The 19,333-nt window shown below is 68.4% G+C and carries 16 protein-coding genes; 3 read left to right on the top strand and 13 right to left on the bottom strand.

Features of this window, described 5'->3' with window-relative positions; all coding sequences use genetic code 11:
- The first annotated feature begins 42 nt into the window (after positions 1-42).
- Positions 43-1,734 (top strand): APC family permease, encoded by a 1,692-nt coding sequence (locus NVU01S_RS39335; protein WP_209444910.1) that lies wholly within the window; start codon positions 43-45, stop codon positions 1,732-1,734.
- An 82-nt stretch (positions 1,735-1,816) separates the two neighbouring features.
- Here NVU01S_RS39335 and NVU01S_RS39330 read toward each other — a convergent pair whose 3' ends face one another.
- Positions 1,817-2,635 (bottom strand): acyl-CoA thioesterase, encoded by an 819-nt coding sequence (locus NVU01S_RS39330; protein WP_042255879.1) that lies wholly within the window; start codon positions 2,633-2,635, stop codon positions 1,817-1,819.
- Between the two features lie 369 nt (positions 2,636-3,004).
- Between NVU01S_RS39330 and NVU01S_RS39325 the strand changes: the two genes are divergently transcribed.
- On the top strand, positions 3,005-3,613 hold the full coding sequence (locus NVU01S_RS39325) for a nucleoside/nucleotide kinase family protein (RefSeq protein ID WP_043682388.1): 609 nt from the start codon (positions 3,005-3,007) through the stop codon (positions 3,611-3,613).
- A gap of 192 nt (positions 3,614-3,805) precedes the next feature.
- Positions 3,806-4,183, top strand: coding sequence for an HIT family protein (locus NVU01S_RS42960; RefSeq protein WP_209444909.1), 378 nt, complete (start codon positions 3,806-3,808; stop codon positions 4,181-4,183).
- Between the two features lie 130 nt (positions 4,184-4,313).
- On the opposite strand, the gene NVU01S_RS39320 is transcribed toward NVU01S_RS42960, so the two are convergent.
- From NVU01S_RS39320 to NVU01S_RS39265, 12 genes are all read right to left on the bottom strand, one after another.
- Positions 4,314-4,808 (bottom strand): WKL family lipoprotein, encoded by a 495-nt coding sequence (locus NVU01S_RS39320; protein ID WP_043682366.1) that lies wholly within the window; start codon positions 4,806-4,808, stop codon positions 4,314-4,316.
- Between the two features lie 224 nt (positions 4,809-5,032).
- Complete coding sequence (gene pdxS, locus NVU01S_RS39315; RefSeq protein WP_014986587.1) at positions 5,033-5,935, bottom strand: pyridoxal 5'-phosphate synthase lyase subunit PdxS; 903 nt, start codon at positions 5,933-5,935, stop codon at positions 5,033-5,035.
- Between the two features lie 554 nt (positions 5,936-6,489).
- A complete protein-coding gene (locus NVU01S_RS39310) occupies positions 6,490-7,533 on the bottom strand; it encodes an NUDIX hydrolase (RefSeq protein WP_043682385.1) in 1,044 nt (347 codons plus the stop codon).
- Positions 7,533-8,657, bottom strand: a complete 1,125-nt coding sequence (locus NVU01S_RS39305) for a glycosyltransferase family 4 protein (RefSeq protein WP_043682359.1) — start codon at positions 8,655-8,657, stop codon at positions 7,533-7,535. The genes NVU01S_RS39310 and NVU01S_RS39305 overlap by 1 nt, the downstream gene beginning before the upstream one ends.
- The gene (locus NVU01S_RS39300) at positions 8,654-9,673 is read right to left on the bottom strand and encodes a phosphatidylinositol mannoside acyltransferase (RefSeq protein ID WP_043682356.1); all 1,020 of its coding nucleotides are present in this window, start codon (positions 9,671-9,673) and stop codon (positions 8,654-8,656) included. The genes NVU01S_RS39305 and NVU01S_RS39300 overlap by 4 nt, the downstream gene beginning before the upstream one ends.
- 43 nt (positions 9,674-9,716) lie before the next feature.
- Positions 9,717-10,412 (bottom strand): phosphatidylinositol phosphate synthase, encoded by a 696-nt coding sequence (gene pgsA / locus NVU01S_RS39295; protein ID WP_043682353.1) that lies wholly within the window; start codon positions 10,410-10,412, stop codon positions 9,717-9,719.
- Positions 10,413-10,414: 2 nt separating this feature from the next.
- Entirely contained in the window at positions 10,415-11,008 is a 594-nt protein-coding gene (locus NVU01S_RS39290) for an ATP adenylyltransferase (RefSeq protein WP_052281414.1), read from the bottom strand.
- The gene (gene thrS, locus NVU01S_RS39285; protein WP_043682350.1) at positions 11,005-13,053 is read right to left on the bottom strand and encodes a threonine--tRNA ligase; all 2,049 of its coding nucleotides are present in this window, start codon (positions 13,051-13,053) and stop codon (positions 11,005-11,007) included. Before thrS ends, NVU01S_RS39290 begins: the two co-directional genes overlap by 4 nt.
- Positions 13,054-13,234: 181 nt before the next feature.
- Positions 13,235-13,849 carry a (2Fe-2S)-binding protein gene (locus NVU01S_RS39280; protein ID WP_244467558.1) on the bottom strand — a complete coding sequence of 205 codons (615 nt, stop codon included), beginning with the start codon at positions 13,847-13,849 and terminating at the stop codon, positions 13,235-13,237.
- Positions 13,846-14,265, bottom strand: coding sequence for a TIGR02611 family protein (locus NVU01S_RS39275; RefSeq protein ID WP_043682344.1), 420 nt, complete (start codon positions 14,263-14,265; stop codon positions 13,846-13,848). The genes NVU01S_RS39280 and NVU01S_RS39275 overlap by 4 nt, the downstream gene beginning before the upstream one ends.
- 93 nt (positions 14,266-14,358) lie before the next feature.
- Positions 14,359-16,611: a SulP family inorganic anion transporter gene (locus NVU01S_RS39270; RefSeq protein ID WP_043682341.1), complete on the bottom strand. Its 2,253-nt coding sequence runs from the start codon at positions 16,609-16,611 to the stop codon at positions 14,359-14,361.
- A gap of 266 nt (positions 16,612-16,877) precedes the next feature.
- Positions 16,878-19,109 (bottom strand): SulP family inorganic anion transporter, encoded by a 2,232-nt coding sequence (locus NVU01S_RS39265; RefSeq protein ID WP_043682338.1) that lies wholly within the window; start codon positions 19,107-19,109, stop codon positions 16,878-16,880.
- Positions 19,110-19,333: the final 224 nt, after the last annotated feature.

The following is a 19,333-nucleotide window of genomic DNA, read 5'->3' as shown; positions in this document are numbered from 1 at the left end:
CTCACCGTGCCGACCGGCCTGGCCGGACTGTCCCTGGACGCGATGGCATCGGTGTCCTACGGGCCGGAGGCGATCGTGCTGGTCCTGGCCGCCGCGGGCGGCGCGGGGCTCGGCCTGACCCTGCCGGTGACGCTGGCGATCGCGGCGCTGCTCGCGGTCCTCGTCGCGTCCTATCGGCAGGTCATCGCGGCGTTCCCGAACGGTGGCGGGGCGTACGCGGTGGCGAAAGCGCACCTCGGGCATCGCACCAGCCTCACCGCCGCGGCCTCGTTGATCATCGACTATGTCTTGAACGTCGCCGTCTCGATCGCCGCCGGTGTCGCGGCGCTGACCTCGGCCTTTCCGGCGCTCCTGCCGTACACGCTGTGGATCTGCCTGGCCGTGCTGGCCGGGATCACCGCGCTGAACCTGCTCGGGATCACCGAGAGCGCGCGGGCCTTCATGGTGCCGACCGTGATCTTCGTGGCCGGCATCCTGACCGTGATCGTCGCCGGATTGCTGCGCACCGAACCCGCGAGCGTCAGCCAGGGCACCGCGACCGTGCTCGACGCGCACACCGTCGGAGTTCTGTTGCTGCTCAAGGCGTTCTCCAGCGGGTGTGCCGCATTGACCGGCGTCGAGGCGATCGCGAACGCGGTACCCAGCTTCGAAGCGCCGAAAGTGGTTCGCGCGCAACGCGCCGAGGTCGCCCTCGGTGCGCTGCTCGGCGTCATGCTGATCGGGCTCGCGGTGCTGATCGAGAAGTTCCAGGTGCGTCCGATCGACGGGACCACGGTGCTGTCCCAGCTCACCGAGGCCGCGCTCGGGCACGGATTCGGTTACTACGTGGTGCAATTCGCGACCGTGGTGCTGCTGGCGCTGGCCGCGAACACCTCCTACGGCGGGCTGCCCACCCTCACCAAGATCCTCGCCGACGACAACTGCCTGCCGCACCGGTTCGCGGTCCGCTCGCCGCGACAGGTGTACCGGTACGGCGTACTCACCCTCGCCGTCGCCGCCGGCGTGCTGCTGGCCGGTGCCAACGGCAATATGAACGCGCTGGTGCCGCTGTTCGCGATCGGGGTGTTCGTCGGCTTCACCATCGCGCAGGTCGGCATGGTGCGGCACTGGTGGATCGCCAGGACGGCGCACTGGCGGGCGCGGCTGGCGCTCAACGGGTTCGGCGCGGCGCTCACCTTCGTCGCCGCGATCGTCACCACCGCAATGAAATTCACCGCGGGGGCCTGGCTGATCGTGCTGATCCTGCCCGCGCTGGTGGTCGGCATGGAGCGAATTCGCGGCGCCTACCGCAAGATCGGCGAATGCCGGCGCTCCGACGAGGTGCCGCCGCCCCCGCGCGCCCGCGAAGCCGTCATCGTGGTGCCGGTCTCGGAAGTGTCCGACCTCAGTTGCGAGGCCCTGTCCGCGGCCATGTCGATCGGCAAAGACATTGTCGCGGTGCATGTCTGCCTGCCCGGCGAGTCCGCGAAAGCTTTCACCAAAGCGTGGGAGGCGTGGCATCCGGAGGTCCGGCTGGTGCTGCTCGAAGACAGCGACGCCACCGTCGGCGGGCCGGTCGCGCGCTACGTGCGGGAGAATTTCGCGGGCAGACGCAAGGTCGTCGTCATCGCCGAAGTCGACCCGCCCGCCGGCTGGAACCGGGTCCTGCCCAGTCACCGCAGCGATGAACTCGAACGCGTGCTCCGCCGTATGTCCGACACAGTGGTCTGCCACCTGCGCGTCCAGGTGGGCTGAAAACCTGAGTGAATTCAGGCGGCCGCGGTGGTGTGGGTCGGCCACACCCACACCCCGCGGTCGACAAACGTCCGCGAGCCGCCTACTCGCGCAGGGTGCGGATCAGGCCTTCCTGGACGACGGCGGCGACCATTTCGCCCCGGAGGTTGAAGATCTTGCCGCCGGTGAGGGCGCGGCCGAAACCCGCGGACGGGGAGGACTGGTCGTAGAGCAACCATTCGTCGGCGCGGAAGGGGCGCAGGAACCACATCGCGTGATCGAGTGACGCGTTCTGCGTCTGCTCGTCCGGGTGGGTCACCTTCGACGAGCCCAGCAACGTCATATCGCTCATGTACGCCAACGTGCAGACGTGGAACAGCGGATCGTCGGGCAGCGGATGCCGGTACCGGAACCACACCTGCTGCTGCGACACCGCACCGTCGCGGCGCGCCACCTGCTCGTGCGGAACGGTCCGGATGTCCCAGTGCTCCCACTCCCGCATCGCCCACAGGCGTTCCGGGCTCATCGTGATGCTCGCGTCGGGCAGATCGTCCGGCGCCTGCACCGCCGGCATCTCGTCCTGATGCTCCGGGCCCTCGTCGCCGATGTGGAACGAGGCCGACATGGTGAAGATCGCGGCACCGTCCTGCACGCCCGTCACCCGCCGGGTGCAGAACGAGCGACCGTCCCTGATCCGCTCCACCAGATACACCGTCGGCTGATCCGGGTTGCCCGGACGCAGAAAGTACCCGTGCAGCGAATGCACCTGGAACCGTTCCTCCACCGTGCGCACCGCCGACACCAGCGCCTGGCCGGCAACCTGCCCGCCGAAGGTGCGCGGGAGCTGAGTCTTCGTGGACGCGCCACGGAAGATGTCGCGCTCGAGCCGCTCGATCTCCAGCGCCTCTTCGATTGTCGCCATGGGCTGAGATTAACTCCCCCCGCCGCCCAGCCCACCCCCGGCTACCAGGTCCCCCACACCCATCCCGGCCGCACCCCCGCCATCCGCGCCTGTCGCATATGCCCCGAATCCCGCCAAGCCGATCCCCACCCCATCACTGCCCAGACACGACGTACGGCCCACCCGATCACACCGATGCGGCACCCACACCGTCGGTGCCGCACCCCGGCTTTCCGCCTGATTCGCCGCGTGCGCGGCTCAGGCACAACTTCCGCACCCCATTCAACGCTGAACACGGCGCGCCCCGCGGCGAGTCACGGTGCGGGAACACGAAAAGAGTGCGGGAACCCTGGACGCCCCGCGGGCTTCGGGTTCCTGTTGGATGGGGTGGTGCCGCAGTTCGTTTCGATCACGCAGGAAGCTCTCGTCGCGCAGGTTGTCGAGCGGTTGCGAGAGCTGGACGGGCATCGGGTGGTCGCCGTGGACGGGGCGGATGCCGCGGCGCCCGTCGAGTTCGCGCGGCGGATCGCCGACGCACTGCGCGACACGGGCAGGCCCGCGGAGGTGGTTTCGCTGCACGACTATGTGCGTCCGGCTTCCCTGCGCATGGAGTTCGGCAGCGACGAATTGTCCTACCGCACCGCCTGGTTCGACTATGACGCGCTGCGCCGCGAAGTGCTCGACGCGCTGCACGCCGACGGCCGCTGGCTGCCCGCCCTGTGGGACGAGACCACCGACCGCTCCGCCCGCGCCACCATCCGAACCGCCCTCCCCGCCACCGTCCTACTGGTCGCGGGCCCCATGCTGCTCGGCCGCTCCCTCTCCTTCGACCTCACCATCCGCCTCGACATGTCCGAACCGGCCCTGCGCCGCACCACCCCACCCGACCTCCACTGGACCCTCCCCGCCCTCCGCCACCACCACGAAACCCCCACCACCCCAACCTTCTTCACCCGCTGGGACCACCCCACCCGCCCAGCCCTCCGCCTCCCCGACTGACCTCCCTGCGTCTTTTCGCCTTTCACCTGATCACACCACGTCCGAAAGACATAGATAGATGCGCATATCTAGGTAATAGCATGTTCAATCTCGATAATCTCTCCAGGCATCGAACCTCGGTACCGTGACGACGTGGGGAGCGAATGCCAAGTCTGCACCAAACACCGAGGACTCAGCCCTCTAATACGTCCGGTGATCTACGCGGACAACCTGGTGATCGTCACCCATAGATCGCTCGGCACACGGCAACCCGTCCCCGGCTACCTGCTGATAGAAACCCGTCGGCACACGCCGAACCTCGCGTCGCTCACCGATCAGGAAGCGGCTGCGGTCGGCCGCGCGGTAACTCGCGCCGCCCGAGCGCTACAAGAAGAACTAGCACCAGAATTCGTGTTCACAACGGTCACCGGACGAACGGTTCCGCACTTCCACCAACGCGTAATCGCCCGTCCCCCAGGCACTCCGGCAACCATCCCTTGGCACGACGTCGACTCCTGGTCAGACGGGCCGCGCATCACGGCAACAGACCTGATCTCCTTGTGCGCACGCCTGTCCACGCACTTTCGCTGACGGACAACTGAAAGCTCCCGGGCCGTACCCCCTGGCCGTGTGTTGGTCAATTGATCACCAGGTAATGGTGGCGGTAACGGGCGAGTAGCCTCCGCCACCATTACCTGGTGATCGGTTGTCCAGCAACGGTTCAGGCTGCGCAGGCTGGGGATTGCTGGCCGAGGGTGGTGAGGGCTTGGCAGGCCCAGGTTTTCTGGACCTTCCATTTGCCGCCGTCGGCGACGAAGGGGACGTCGACCATGTTGGTCTGGTCGCCGATGGTGAATTTCGCTTGGGCGCTGACGGATTCACCGAAGGCGGTGACGCCGACGACCTCGGCCTTGGCGTTCGCGTCCTTGTAGGCCTGGGCGAGGCGGTTGGGCAGGTCGGGGTCGGCTTCGATGCCTTGGACGAGTTCCAGCTTCTCCGCGCTCGGCACCGCGGGGTCCAGCGCGCGCTGCAGCAGAGCGTTGAGCTCGTCGGCGGTGGGCGCGGCGGGCAGGTTCGGCGCGGCGGTCGCGCTGGTGGAGGTGCGCGAGGGCTTGGGCGGATCTTTCGGATCGTCGCTGCCACAGGCCGCGAGACCCAGGGCGGCCACCACGGCCAGGCCCGCGATCGCGATACGTCCGGTCTTACGAAGCTTCAACTACTCGTCCTTTGCGCTCGGCTGGTACAGGTCACCCGACAGTGCTGCGGCACCAACCACCCAACGGCGCCGACGGGCATCGAAACGCGAAGGTAGTCAACACAATTGTGGAAACAGTAAGGCCCGTCTGTGGCCGGGGACAGAGTCGCCGCCGAAACGCAGCACGAGCAGGGACCTGGCAGGCCCCTGCTCGTGCGCATGTCATGCCCGCGTCGGGCGAGTACTCACCAGCCGCGTTCGGCCAGCCGGTGGTCGACGGGGAGCTCTTCGACGTTGATGCCGACCATCGCCTCGCCGAGTCCGCGCGAGACCTTGGCGAGCACGTCGGGATCGTCGTGGAAGGTGGTGGCCTTGACGATGGCGGCGGCCCGCTCGGCCGGGTTGCCGGACTTGAAGATGCCGGAGCCGACGAACACGCCCTCGGCGCCGAGCTGCATCATCATCGCGGCGTCGGCCGGGGTGGCGATGCCGCCCGCGGTGAACAGCACGACGGGCAGCTTGCCGGTCTCGGCGACCTCACGAACCAGCTCGTACGGCGCCTGCAGCTCCTTGGCGGCGACGAACAGCTCGTCGGCGGGCAGCGAGGACAACCGGCGGATCTCCTGCCGAATCTTGCGCATGTGCGTGGTCGCGTTGGACACGTCGCCGGTGCCGGCCTCGCCCTTGGAGCGAATCATGGCCGCGCCCTCGGTGATTCGGCGCAGCGCCTCACCGAGGTTGGTGGCGCCGCAGACGAACGGCACGGTGAAGTTCCACTTGTCGATGTGGTTGGCGTAGTCGGCGGGGGTGAGCACCTCCGACTCGTCGATGTAGTCGACACCGAGGCTCTGCAGGATCTGCGCCTCCACGAAGTGGCCGATGCGCGCCTTCGCCATGACCGGGATGGAGACGGCGGCGATGATGCCGTCGATCATGTCGGGGTCGCTCATCCGGGACACGCCGCCCTGCGCGCGGATGTCGGCGGGCACCCGCTCCAGCGCCATCACTGCGACCGCGCCCGCGTCTTCGGCGATCTTGGCCTGGTCGGGGGTGACGACGTCCATGATCACCCCGCCCTTGAGCATCTCGGCCATCCCGCGCTTCACACGGGCGGTACCGACGGTCTGGGTGGTCTCGGGCGTCGTCACGGCAAACTCCTGGGTCATCTGCGCCAATCGGGTCGCAAGGGATCGAATCGACCCAATTCTATGCGGGCCACCCAGGCCACTTGATAGCCAGTCGGAGATGACTGGCCTTGTCGATTACCAGCGAGGATGTCCGCCGCGGCTCGCACTGGACCGGTCCGATCGCCGCTTCCGCGGGTCGCTCGGCTGCTTCGCTAACTTCCAGCGCGCCGACCGCCCGGGCACAGATCCGCACACAAGACGAGTCCCGGCCTTCACCACAAGCGAGGTGAAAGGCCGGGACTCGCGATGCGTACTACCGGGAGCCGCTCAGAGCGGGCCGACCACGAAGATCGAAGCCCAATACTCGGCGGCGGACGGGCCGATGATCGGCAGCAGGAAATCGAACAACAGGTAGGACATGTACTTGGTTACCTCCGCGAGCCCAACGTTCTCCCCGCCGTGACACGGGGACCGCAGCACCGAGCGTGCCGTTCCAGTAGCACTACCCATGCCGCGCCGATCCAGTCGCGACCGTAGCACGATCGTGAACCACATCACACCCGCCGACTCGAAAACTAGCGGATGGAGCGGACTTCCGGATCGGTGGTGACCGAGGCGGCTGCGGCGGCTTCGGCGAGCAGCTCATCGAGGTTGTAGGGGTAGACGGTTTCGCCGGAGCGGTCCAGCGCGACGATGTCGGCGACCGTGCACCACTTGTTGCCGGTGATCGAACGGCGTTCTATCGCAGTGAGATTCGTGGCCTGCGGTTCGTAGCCGGGGACGCGCAACGCGAAGAAGAGTTCTTCGGAGCGGATGAGGTCGCCGTCGAACGGGAACACCGCGACCCGGCGCCAGATGGGTCCGCGCAGACTTTCCGGGTCTGCCTTGTACCCGGTCTCCTCGTACAGCTCGCGCACGGCCGCGTCGCGCAGGCTCTCCCCCGGCTCCACGCCGCCGCCGACGGTGAACCAGAACGAGGTATCGGGCGTCTTGGGATCGTTGCCGCGCATCAGCAGGGTGCGATCGTTCTCGTCGAACAGCACGATCCGGGCGGTGGTGCGGGTCGTGTCGACGTCGAGCCCGGTCGAGGCGGCGGGGGTGGCCCGCTCGGTGATCTCGAAATACGTGGGCAGCGGGGCGGTGCCGCCGAGGTGCAGGATGCGGACCGGCCTGCGGGTGCGCAGCGCGAGCGTGTCGCGGACCGCGTCGTTGTGGAACCGCCGGGCGATGAGCACGCGGGCTTCGGCATCGGCGAGTTCGGCCACCATCTGCGGCCGCAGCTGTGCGCTGTCGACCGCCGAAAGTGCCGCGGAGAGCTGGTTTTCCACCGCTTCCCGGTCGAGGCGCCCGGCGCGCTCGGCCCGGTCGGCGAGCACCGCCAAGAGCTTGGCCCGGTCGAGCGCCGCCGGATCCGAACCCGGATCGGCGAGCGCCGAGGCCACCGCTCTGGCCACCACCGCCCGCCGTGACAGTGCGGCATCGAGCGCCTGCCAGGACTGGTCCGAGCGCACGTGCAGCCGGTCGAGCCGGTTCGCGGTCGAGTACGCCCAGAGTCCGATCGCGATGACGACCGCGGCGATCAGCGCGAGAACGAGGACCGTGGTCGCGGAGAAGGTGATCATCCGGCGGCCCGCACCCTGGTGTCGCCGACGGTCACTGTCTCGTAGACCCGCAGGATCTGCTCGGCGACCACCGGCCAGTCGTATTCGCCGACCACCTGGGTGGCGGTGTGCACCAGCGCCTCGCGCCGTGCGTCGTCGGTGAGTATGTCGTCGATGGCGCTCGCCAGCGCGGCCGAATCACCCACGGGCACCAGCACTCCCGCCGCGCCGTCGCGCAGCACCCGGCGGAAGGCGTCCAATTCGCTGGCCACCACCGCCGTTGCGGCCGCCATCGCCTCGATCAGGATGATGCCGAAGCTTTCCCCGCCGAGGTTGGGCGCGACGTAGACGTCGGCGCTGCGCATCGCCGAGGCCTTCTCCGCGTCCGACACCTGCCCGAGGAAGCGCAGATGTCCGGCATTCGGGCCGGCCTCGCGGCGCAGCCGTTCCTCGTCACCCCGGCCGACGATGAGGATCTCCAGGTCGGAATGCTTGCGCACCAGCGCGGGCAGCGCGCCGAGCAGCACGTCCATGCCCTTGCGTGGCTCGTCGTAGCGGCCGAGGAACAGCACGCTGCGACCGGGGCGCGGATAGCCGGGCAGCATCGGCGCCCGTGCGAACGCGGGCACGTCGACGCCGTTGGGAATCTCCACGGCATCGGAGCCGAGCGCCTCCACCTGCCAGCGACGCGCCAGCTCGGAGACGGCGATGCGGCCGCTGATCTTCTCGTGGTAGGGCCGCAGCACACCCTGAAAAGTGCTGAGCACCAACGATTTCGTGGTCGAGGTGTGGAAGGTCGCGACGATCGGCCCCTCGGCGATCTTCAACGCGAGCATCGACAGGCTCGGCGCGTTCGGCTCGTGGATGTGCAGTACGTCGAAGTCGTTGCCGTCGATCCAGCGCCGAATCCTGGTGTAGGCCATGGGTCCGAAGGACAGTCGCGCCACCGATCCGTTGTACGGGATCGCCACCGCGCGACCGGCGGACACCACGAAATCCGGCAGCGGCGTGTCCTCGGCGGCGGGCGCGAGCACGCTCACCCGATGGCCACGCTCGATGAACACCCTGGCCAGCTCGACCACGTGGGCCTGCACGCCGCCGGGGACGTCGAACGAATACGGGCAGACCATGCCGATTTTCATGCGGACCCATCCGTCGGCGCCGTCGTGTCCGGGCGCGCCGCCGAACCCTCGGCCGGTGCCGCGCCGGGAGCCGGCACGCCGTGCTCGCGCTGCGCCGCCGCGATCCGGGCCAGCCGCTCTGCGGACAGATCGCCCTCCCACATCGGTTGCAGCATATGCCAATCCGCCGGATGCGCCGCGATGTTCGCGGCGAACCGGTCGGCCAGCGTCTGGGTGGCGGCCGCGACCCCCTGCGAAACATCCACGGGCGCCTCGACTTTCATCCCCCACGCTTCGGCGCCGGCGGCGGTGAACCAGGTGTGCACGGGCAGCATGGCCGCGCCGGTCTGCGCGGCCAGTTTGGCGGCGCCGGCCGGCAACCAGGTGCGCTCGCCGAAGAAGGTGACGGGCACGCCGCGCCCGGTCAGGTCGCGCTCCCCCATCAGGCAGACGACCTTGTTCTCGGCCAGCCGCGCGGCCAGCTGCACGAACGGCGGCTGCTCACCGCCGGTCAACGGGAACACCTCGAACCCGAGGCTCTCCCGGTAGGCGACGAACCGCTCGAACAGCGACTCCGGCTTCAACCGCTCGGCGACCGTGGCGAATTTGCCGTGGTTCTGCACCAGCCAGACCCCGGCCATGTCCCAGTTGCCGGAGTGCGGCAGCACCAGGATCACCCCGCGTCCGGCGGCCAGCCCCGCCTCGAGGTGTTCGGTCCCGGCGACCGGCAGCGCCCCGATCGCCGCGTGATCCATCGACGGCAGCCGGAAGGCTTCACGCCAGTATCGGGCGTAGGAGCGCATGCTCGCCTGGATCAGCTCGTCCGGCACCTCGGCCGGGGTACCGCCGAGCACACGAGCAAGGTTGCGGCGCAGTTGGTTCGGCGCACCGCCCGCACGGAAGGCGCGATTGGCCTTGCGCGACACCCGATCCGCACCCCAGTCGAACAGTCGCCGCGCCGTCGGCTCGGGCAATGCCCGCACCAGCCGCCAGCCCGCCGCGTACCCGGCGTCGCCGACCCGCTCCCCGAATGTCATGCCCCTGCCTCCCACACCACGCCACCAGCACACGGCGGCGGTCTCACGACGGCAGCTCCGTCGCGTTCGCCGTTCCCGCCGTGGGGTTTTCCGGCCGCGCGAGCGTGATCACGTCCCGCGCGCCCGGGGATCTACGGACCGCGAGCACCCGCTGGAACACCGTGACGATGCTGAGCACCGCCAGGATCCACATCGCGACGTGTACCGCGTAGGTGAGCCAGTCCAGTCCCCAGTATCCGCCGATTCCGGTGAATCCGGCACCGACGAGCACGATGATCAGCCGGTCCGGGCGCTCGATGATGCCGCCGTCGGCGGACAACCCGCTGGCTTCGGCGCGCGCCTTCGCGTACGAGATCACCTGCGAGGTCACCAGCACCACGAGCGTCGCGGCGAACAGCGGCCGGTGGTGCTCGTGATACACCGCCCACCAGGCCAGTCCGCCGAAGATGGCGCCGTCGGCGACGCGGTCGCAGGTGGCGTCGAGCACCGCACCGTATTTCGTGCCGCCGCCGCGCGCTCGGGCCATGGCGCCGTCGAGCATGTCGAACATGACGAAGAACCAGATCACCATGGTTCCCCAGAACAGATGCCCGGTGGGGAACAGCGTGACCGCGGCGAGAATCGAGGCGGTGGTGCCGATGACGGTCACCGCGTCCGGGGTGAGCCCAGTGCTCACCAGCGCTTTGCCCAGCGGCGCAGTCGCTTTGGCGAACGTGTCGCGGCCGAAGAAGCTCAGCACTTCTAGTCGACTTCCTTCCAGGCCGCCGACAGCAGCGCGCGCGTCTCGCGCAGCAGCTGCGGCATCACCTTCGCGCCACCGACCACGGTGATGAAGTTGGCGTCACCACCCCAGCGCGGCACGATGTGCTGGTGCAGATGGTCGGCCAGCGAACCACCGGCCACGCCACCGAGATTCAGCCCGACGTTGAACCCGTGCGGCCGCGACACCCGCTTCATCACCCGGATGGCCTGCTGGGTGAACGCCATCAGCTCGGCGCTCTCGGGATCGGTGAGATCCTCGAGGTTGGCGACCTTGCGGTAGGGCACCACCATCATGTGGCCGGGGTTGTACGGGTAGAGGTTGAGCACCGCGTACACCAGTTCACCGCGCGCGATGACCAGGCCGTCCTCGTCGGACATCTTCGGGATGTCGGTGAACGGGTGCCCGGTCGAGCTGGGATCGGTGGCCGCGGCCTCCGCGATGTAGGACATCCGGTACGGCGTCCACAGCCGCTGTAGCCGATCCGGTTCGCCCGCACCGCGATCCACGATGCTGCCCTGTTCGCCGGCGTCGTTCAGTTCGTCGAGGCCATCCGGCACCGTACGTTCGGTCATCCTGCGCCCTTGATCTCGAAGCCCTCAGCGGTCGGTGACGCGTTCTCCCGGTGCTCGAGCCACGCCACGATGGTGGCCACCGCGTCCGCGACCGGCACCCCGTTGACCTGGGTGCCGTCGCGGAACCGGAAGCTCACCGCGCCGGCCGCGACGTCACGCTCGCCCGCGAGCAGCATGAACGGCACCTTCTGCGCGGTGTTGTTGAAGATCTTCTTCTGCATCCGGTCGTCGCTGCGGTCGACCTGTGCCCGCACGCCCGCGTCCTGCAGCCGCTCGATCACCTGATCCAGGTGCGGCGCAAAGGCTTCCGCGACCGGAATGCCGACCACCTGCACCGGCGAGAGCCAGGCCGGGAACGCACCCGCGTAGTGCTCGGTGAGCACGCTGAAGAAGCGTTCGATGGAACCGAAGAGCGCGCGGTGGATCATCACCGGCCGCTGCTTGGTGCCGTCGGACGCGGTGTACTCCAGGTTGAACCGTTCCGGCAGGTTGAAGTCCAGCTGGATGGTCGACATCTGCCAGGTGCGGCCCAGCGCATCCTTGGCCTGCACGGAGATCTTCGGCCCGTAGAACGCGGCGCCACCCGGATCGGGCACCAGCTCCAGGCCGGAGGCCGAGGCCACCTTGGACAGCGTCTCGGTGGCCTCCTCCCAGATCTCGTCGGAGCCGACGAACTTCTTCGGGTCCTTGGTGGACAGCTCGAGGTAGAAGTCGTCGAGACCGTAGTCCTTCAGCAGACCGAGCACGAACTCCAGTGTGCTGGTCAGTTCGGCGTGCATCTGCTCTTTGGTGCAGTAGATGTGCGCGTCGTCCTGGGTCATGCCGCGCACCCGGGTGAGGCCGTGGATGACGCCGGACTTCTCGTAGCGGTACACCGAGCCGAATTCGAAGAGCCGCAACGGAAGTTCCCGATACGACCGGCCGCGCGCACGGAAGATCAGGTTGTGCATCGGGCAGTTCATCGGCTTGACGTAGTAGTCCTGGCCGGGCTTGCGGACGGTGCCGTCCTCGTTCAGTTCCGCGTCCAGGTGCATGGCCGGGAACATGCCGTCGCGGTACCAGTCCAGGTGACCGGAGACCTCGAACAGGTGGCCCTTGGTGATGTGCGGGGTGTTGACGAACTCGTAGCCCGCCGCGACATGCCTGCGCCGCGAGTACTCCTCCATCTCCTTGCGGATGATGCCACCCTTGGGATGGAACACCGGCAAGCCGGAACCGAGCTCGTCGGGGAAGCTGAACAGGTCGAGTTCCAGGCCGAGCTTGCGGTGGTCGCGGCGCTCGGCCTCGGCCAGCAGGTGCAGGTACTCGTCGAGCGCCTCCTGCGACTCCCACGCGGTGCCGTAGATGCGCTGCAGGCCTTCCCGGTCCTGATCGCCGCGCCAATAGGCGGCCGAGCTGCGGGTGAGCTTGAAGGCCGGGATGAACTTGGTGGTCGGAATGTGCGGACCGCGACACAGATCGCCCCACACGCGCTCCCCGGTGCGCGGATCCAGGTTGTCGTAGATGGTCAGCTCTTTGCCGCCGACCTCCATCACCTCGGGATCGTCGATCCCGGACTTGTCGCTGATCAGCTCCAGCTTGAACGGCTCCTTGGCCAGTTCGACGCGGGCGTCCTCGACCTCCACGACCCGGCGCGAAAACCGCTGCGCGCCTTTGACGATCTTCTTCATCCGGGATTCCAGCTTGGCCAGATCCTCCGGGGTGAACGGCTTGTCGACCTGGAAGTCGTAGTAGAAACCGTCCTTGATGGGCGGGCCGATGCCGAGCTTGGCCTCGGGGAACTCCTGCTGCACCGCCTGGGCGAGCACATGGGCGGCGGAGTGCCGGATGACACTGCGGCCGTCCTCGGTGTCGGCGGCGATCGCCTGCACCTCGACGTCGGTGTCCGGGGTCCAGGACAGGTCCTTGAGGCCCTCGGCGTCGCGCACGACGACGATGGTGTCCGGTCCCTTGGTCGCCAGCCCGGCCTCGCGTACCGCGGCGCCCGCCGTCGTCCCGGCCTGTACAACGACAGTCACCGGGCTGTTGCGGGCTGAGGTGGTCACGGCAGTGCTCTCCTTGGCTTTTCTCGGGTGCGGGAAGTTCCCGCGGATCATGGCCGGGACAGCAGTTGTCCCGGCGCGACCATGCTAGCTAGCCCGGCTTCCCACGTCTTGCGCCGGTTACTGGGCGCGTCCAATCTTTGCATTGCGGACCGACAGTCGTGCAATTGATCAGGCGGGCACGTCAATTCTCCCCGGCCAGGCGCTCCAGCATGGCGGTGCGCTCGGCGGCGGGCCGTTTGGGGCAGCTGGTGCACATCTCACAACTGGGGACCTCGTAGACGAGGCAGCAGGAGATCCGTTTGACGAATGTGCGCCCGCCGACTTCGACGAACCGGGGTGCCGGCAGCTTGCCGCCGATCGCGTCGGCCAACCGGCCGCCCGCCGCGCCGTCGCCCGCGTCCAGTGCCCGGTTCCCGACCGCGTCGGCGACGATCGCCCACAGGGCAGGCACGCCGGCGCCCGATACCTCGGCGACCGGACCGATCACGGCCGCAAGGGTTTCCCGCAGCGCCGCACCGGGCTCGGTCGCGGCGTCCGGCTCGGCGAGCACATGAATGCGCTCCACCCCGCCGTCGGGCCGGACCTCGCAGTCGAACCGGTCCAGCACCGGTTCCACCGCGGGCCGCCCCTGCGCGTAGGCGCGGGCGACCTGCTCGACGAGCGCGGAGGCGACCATGCACCACCACAGCGTGCCCGCGATCCGCGGCGAGGTGGTCCCCCAGGAATGCCCCATCTCCGCGATCCGCGCCGCCAGCCACTGCGGCTCGGTCAACGTGCGCCCGGGGACGGTGTTCACCACTTCAGGGGACTGCGTAACCATTGCCACTCGACTCCGATCCAGCTGCCGACCATCCCGAACGTGCCCAATATCCAGAGCGTCACGACGACCAGCGCGAAGGTGGCGGCCGCCGCGAACACCCGCATGGCGAGTCCCCGTTCGGAATACCACGCCATACCCTGCCGGTACTTGTCGCGCAGCCAGCCGAGTGCCCGGCGCGCCCAGGCGAATTCGGTGGCGAGGATGCCAAGTCCGGCGAAGACGATCGCCCAGCCGGGTCCGGGGTACGGAATCGCCAGGATTCCGAGCGCGAGCACCGCGACACCGGCCAGCGCGACCCCGATCCGGTAGACCAGGTTCAGCGTAGGGCGCTCGGCGACGCGGGCACGGAAGGCGCGCCAGCCTGTTGGTCGGGTTTCCAACTCCGCGGTCATCTTTCTCAGCTTACGAGTCGGCGGGCCGCGCCAGGGCGGCCCGAACGCGTCGAACCCGCCCGGCGGTAGCGGGCGGGTTCGATGCGCGTGCGATCAGACCAGTTCGGGCATGACCCGCTGGCCCGCTTCGTCATCGATATGCGCCAGGCCGTGCTCGGTCACCTCGATGACCCGCCCGCTGGCGATATCGAAGAACAGGCCGGACACGGTGACCCCGCGCTCGTCGACCGCCCTGCGCACGGCCGGGTGCCGCTGCAGGTTCTCCAACTGCACCGCGACGTTCACCATGCTCAGCTGATCGACCTCGCCGAAGCCGGCCCGCGCCGCGGCCACCGCCACCGGATGGCCCCGGTGCATCCGGTCCAGGCTGGGCCGGGCGTGGGCGAGCCACTTGTCGATCTCCGGACCCGCCTGCGCGCCTGAGTGCAGTGCCTTCATGGCGCCGCACGACGAGTGGCCGCAGACCACGATCGAGCGCACGTTCAGTTCCTCCAGCGCGAAGACCAGCGCCGCGTCCACCGACGGATCACCCACGGCCGGAACGAGATTGCCCACGTTGCGGACGGTGAACAGGTCACCGGGCCCGCTGTTGGTGATCATGTTCGGCACGATGCGCGAGTCGGCACAGGTGAGGAAGAACGAATCCGGGTCCTGGCTGTGCACCAGCTCGTCCAGATGCGGCCGCACCACGTGCGCATGGCTGCGGTGGTAGGCCGCGACGCCGGCCGCGATCGGGTCGTCGTGCTCGTCGCGCCGCCACGGACCGAGGATGTCGCTCAGCACCGCGCGGCCGAAACTGCGCGACGGCGGACCCGAGGTGACGTGCTCCATCCTGGCACTGCCGATCTCCACGAAATCGACACTGCCGCCGTTGCTTTCCTGCTGCCGCACCCAGTCCTCGATGGCCTCGAACGCGGCGTGATCGAGGAAGTCGACGGTCATCTCGACGGTGACGTCGGCGTCCGCGGGCACCTTCATGAATTCCGCGGACAGCTTCGGCAGCGCGAGGAACGTGCAGGAGCCGTCGATGGTGATCATCCAGCGCTGCGAACCCGGGATCTGCCTGGCGTTTATGGCCACCCGCACCACACGCCACAGCAGCAGCCCGAAGGCCAGCGCGAGGCCGATCAGCACGCCCTCGAGCAGGTTGAGGAACACCACGCCGGCGATGGTGGCGGAGTAGACGAACAGATCACCGGTACGCCGGGCGAGCCGGATATGCGCCAGCTTGACCAGCTGCGTACCGATGACGATCAACAGACCGGCCAGCGCCGCCTTCGGGATCTGCTGCACCACGGCGGCCAGGGCCACCGAGAACACCAGGATCCAGACGCCGTGCAGCACCGCGGAGGCACGACTGCGCGCACCCGCCTGCACGTTGGTGGCGCTGCGCACGATCACGCCGGTCACCGGCAGGCCGCCGAGCAGGCCCGAGAGCACGTTGGACGAACCCTGGCCGATCAGCTCACGGTCGAAATTGGTGCGCCGACCGGAGTGCATCTTGTCCACCGCGACAGCCGAGAGCAGGCTCTCCACGCTGGCGATCAGAGCGATGGTGATGATCATCAGCACCACGGCCGACCAGTCGCCGCGCGGCAGTGCCGGCAGACCGATCGCGTCGAACAGCGAGCCGTTCAACACGATTCGCTCGGCGCCGGTCGGCAGCACCATGGCGAGCAGGGTGGCCGCGACCACCGCGACCAGCGGTCCGGGCACGGCACGCACCTTGGCGGGCATGTACTTCCAGCCCAGCATGATCGCGATGACCACCGCGCCGATGAACGCGTCGCCACCGTGCAGCGACATCAGCTGCCCGGGCAGCTGGGTGATGTTCTTCCACGCGGAGCTGTGCGACGAACCGCCGAGCAGCACGTGAATCTGTTGCAGCGCAATGGTGACACCGATACCCGCGAGCATCGCGTGCACCACCACCGGCGCGACGGCCAGCGCGGCGCGCGCGATCCGGCTGAGGCCGAACAGGATTTGCAGCACACCGGCCGCGACGACGATGAAACCGGTTACCTTCCAGCCGAATTGGCTGATGGACTCGGCAACCACGACGGTGAGACCGGCCGCGGGGCCGCTCACCTGGAGCACGGAGCCGCCGAGCAGGCCGGCGACGATGCCGCCGATGACGGCGGCGATGAGACCCGCCATGACCGGCGCACCGGAGGCGAGGGCGATGCCGAGGGACAGCGGCAGCGCGACCAGGAAGACCACAATCGAGGCGGGCACGTCATGGCGCAGAATCGATTGGACACGTTCGGACATCTGTCCGGAACTTCGACCCGAGCCCGCGGGGACTGGCGGTGACATCGGTGGGGCTAAATCGTTATCGATAGCCATGACTTCTCCTTCGCCGAACCCGGTCCGGAGACCGAGGTCGGTTGACGATCAAATGTCCAGCAGGGCAAGCGACCGCGAACCGGCATTCTCGCGGTGAAGTAGCTCTCCCGACACGGCAACGGGTCGGGATGTAAACCGAATCAAGATTATTAGTAAAGACTTAGCAAAGCCTGAGAACCACGCAAACTATGCGTAAATTCGCAGCTCCCAGGGCTATGGCCTGCCTCACAAGCTTGCGAAGGCGGTATCGAGGCCCGTCTCGGGGATTACACGGGCTGCGCGGCGACACGGCGCCCCTCATCGTCGAACTCCGCGATGCCGTCCACGGTCACCTCGATCACCCGGGCGGTGGCCAGGTCGAAGAACAGACCCGAGACCGCGACGCCGCGCTCCTCGATCCCCTGCCGGACGGCGGGATGGGCGTGCAACGTCTCCAGCTGCACCGCGACGTTCACCATGCCGAGCTGGTCCACCTCCCCGAAGCCGGCGAACGCCGCCGCCTCGGCCACCGGATGCCCGAGCCGGAACCGGTCGAGGCTGGGCCGCGCGTGCGCCAGCCAGTCCCCCAGGCCGGGGCCGGTCCGCACGTCGCGGTACAGCGCCTCCATCGCGCCGCAGCCGGAATGCCCGCACACCACGACCGCGCGCACGTCGAGCTTCTCCAACGCGTAGATGAGTGCGGCCTCCACCGAGACGTCACTGCCCGCGGTCGGCACCAGATTGCCCACGTTGCGGACGGTGAACAGGTCGCCGGGGCCGCTGTTCGTGATGACATTCGGCACCACGCGCGCATCGGCGCAGGTCAGGAAGAACGAGTCAGCGTCGGGCCGATGCTGCAGGCCCGCCAGGTGCGGCCGCAGCAGGTGCGCGTGCCCACGATGGTAGGCGGCGATACCGGCCGTGATCGGATCCTCCCGGTTGCCGCTGCGCCGCCACGGCCCGATCGCCTGATCGAGCACCTTCCTGGAGTGCCCGCGCTCGGGCGGCCCGGCGGTCGCCGTCGCCATTCGCGCGCTGCCGATCTCGACGAATTCGACTGCGCCGCCCTCGGATTCGCGGCGCGCGGCCCACTCGGTGATCCGCTCGTAGGAGGCATGGTCGAGGAAGTCCACGGTCATCTCGACGGTCACGTCCGCGCCCGCAGGCACCTTCGCCAGCTCCGCGCTGAGTTTCGGCAGCGCGAGGAAGGTACAGGTGCCGTCGATGGTGACCACCCAGCGGCGGGAACCGGCCACCGGTGCGGCGGCGATCGTCACCCGAACCACCCGCCACAGCAGCAGCGCGAACGAGAGCACCAGCCCGATCACCATGCCCACCAACAGGTTCAGGAACACCACGCTGAGCACCGTCGCGACGTAGACGTAGAGATCACCGGTGCGCCGGGCCAGCCGGATGTGCGCCAGCTTGACCAGTTGCACGCCGATCAGGATCAGCAGCCCGGCCAGCGCCGCCTTCGGGATCTGCTGCACCAGACCGGCGAACGCGACCGCGAACAGCAGGATCCAGATCCCGTGCAGCACGGTCGCCGCCCTGGTCTGCGCGCCCGCGTTCGCGTTGGTGATGCTGCGGACGATCACCGCGGCGATCGGCAGGCCGCCGAGCAGGCCGGACACCGCGTTCGCCGTGCCCTGCCCGATCAGTTCCCGGTCGAGGTTGGTCGCGCTGCCGGGGCGCAGTTTGTCCACGGCGACGGCCGAGAGCAGGGTCTCCACGCTGGCGATGAGCGCGATCGTCACCATGGTCAGCGCGATCGCCGTCCAAGTGCCCGACGGCACCGCGGGCAGCCCGATCGCGTCCAGCAGCGAGCCGTTGAGCACCAGTCGCTCCACCTGGGTGGGCAAGACCAGCGAGAGCACGGTCGCGACCACCACCGCGACCAGCGGCCCCGGCACCGCGCGGACCTGACGCGGCAGGAACTTCCAGCCGACCAGGATGACGATCACCACCAGGCCGATCACCAGGTCGCCGCTGTGCACCGACATCAACTGGTGCGGCAGTTGCACGAGGCTGTCGAACGAGGAGCTGAGCGAGGCGCCGCCCAGCAGCACGTGCACCTGTTGCAGCGCGATGATCACGCCGATACCGGCCAGCAGCGCGTGCACCACCACCGGCGCGATCGCCAGCGCGGCCCGCGCTATCCGACTGAGCCCGAACAGGATCTGCAAGAGGCCGGCGCCGACGGTAATGAAACACGTGGCAGCCCAGCCGAATTGGTGCACGCTCTCGGCGACGATCACGGTGAGGCTGGCCGTCGGCCCGCTCACCTGCACCGCCGAGCCGCCGAGCAGACCGGCGACCACCCCGCCGACCACGGCGGCGATCAGCCCGGCGGCGACCGGCGCACCGGAGGCGACCGCGACGCCGAGGGAAAGGGGCAGTGCGACAAGGAAAACCACGATCGAAGCGGGCAGATCGTGGCGGCCGAGAGTGGCCAGGCGTTCAGGTAAAGCGGCAGTGCGCGGCAACGTCCGTGGTGCAGGATCGGTGTCGGTGGACATATTTCTCCTTCGCCGGGCGAACGCACGCCGTCCCGGTTCATCGGTGGAACATGTACTGGCATCGAAAGCGAGCAGCGGGCGAAGCTCAACCGCCCGAGAGCGGCAAACCCGAGTGACGCGAAGGTCTGGACAATAGTAAAGACTTCGCAAAGCATATGAAAAGGTTTCCAACGGAATCTTTCCCGCCGTCACCAAATTGTGACCGTGGTCACATGCTGCTCTCA

The organism is Nocardia vulneris, from assembly GCF_001613425.1.
In the GTDB taxonomy this organism is placed as follows: domain Bacteria; phylum Actinomycetota; class Actinomycetes; order Mycobacteriales; family Mycobacteriaceae; genus Nocardia; species Nocardia vulneris.
The sequence above is the reverse complement of the archived record's forward strand: the minus strand, read 5'-3'. Positions and strand labels throughout refer to the sequence as shown.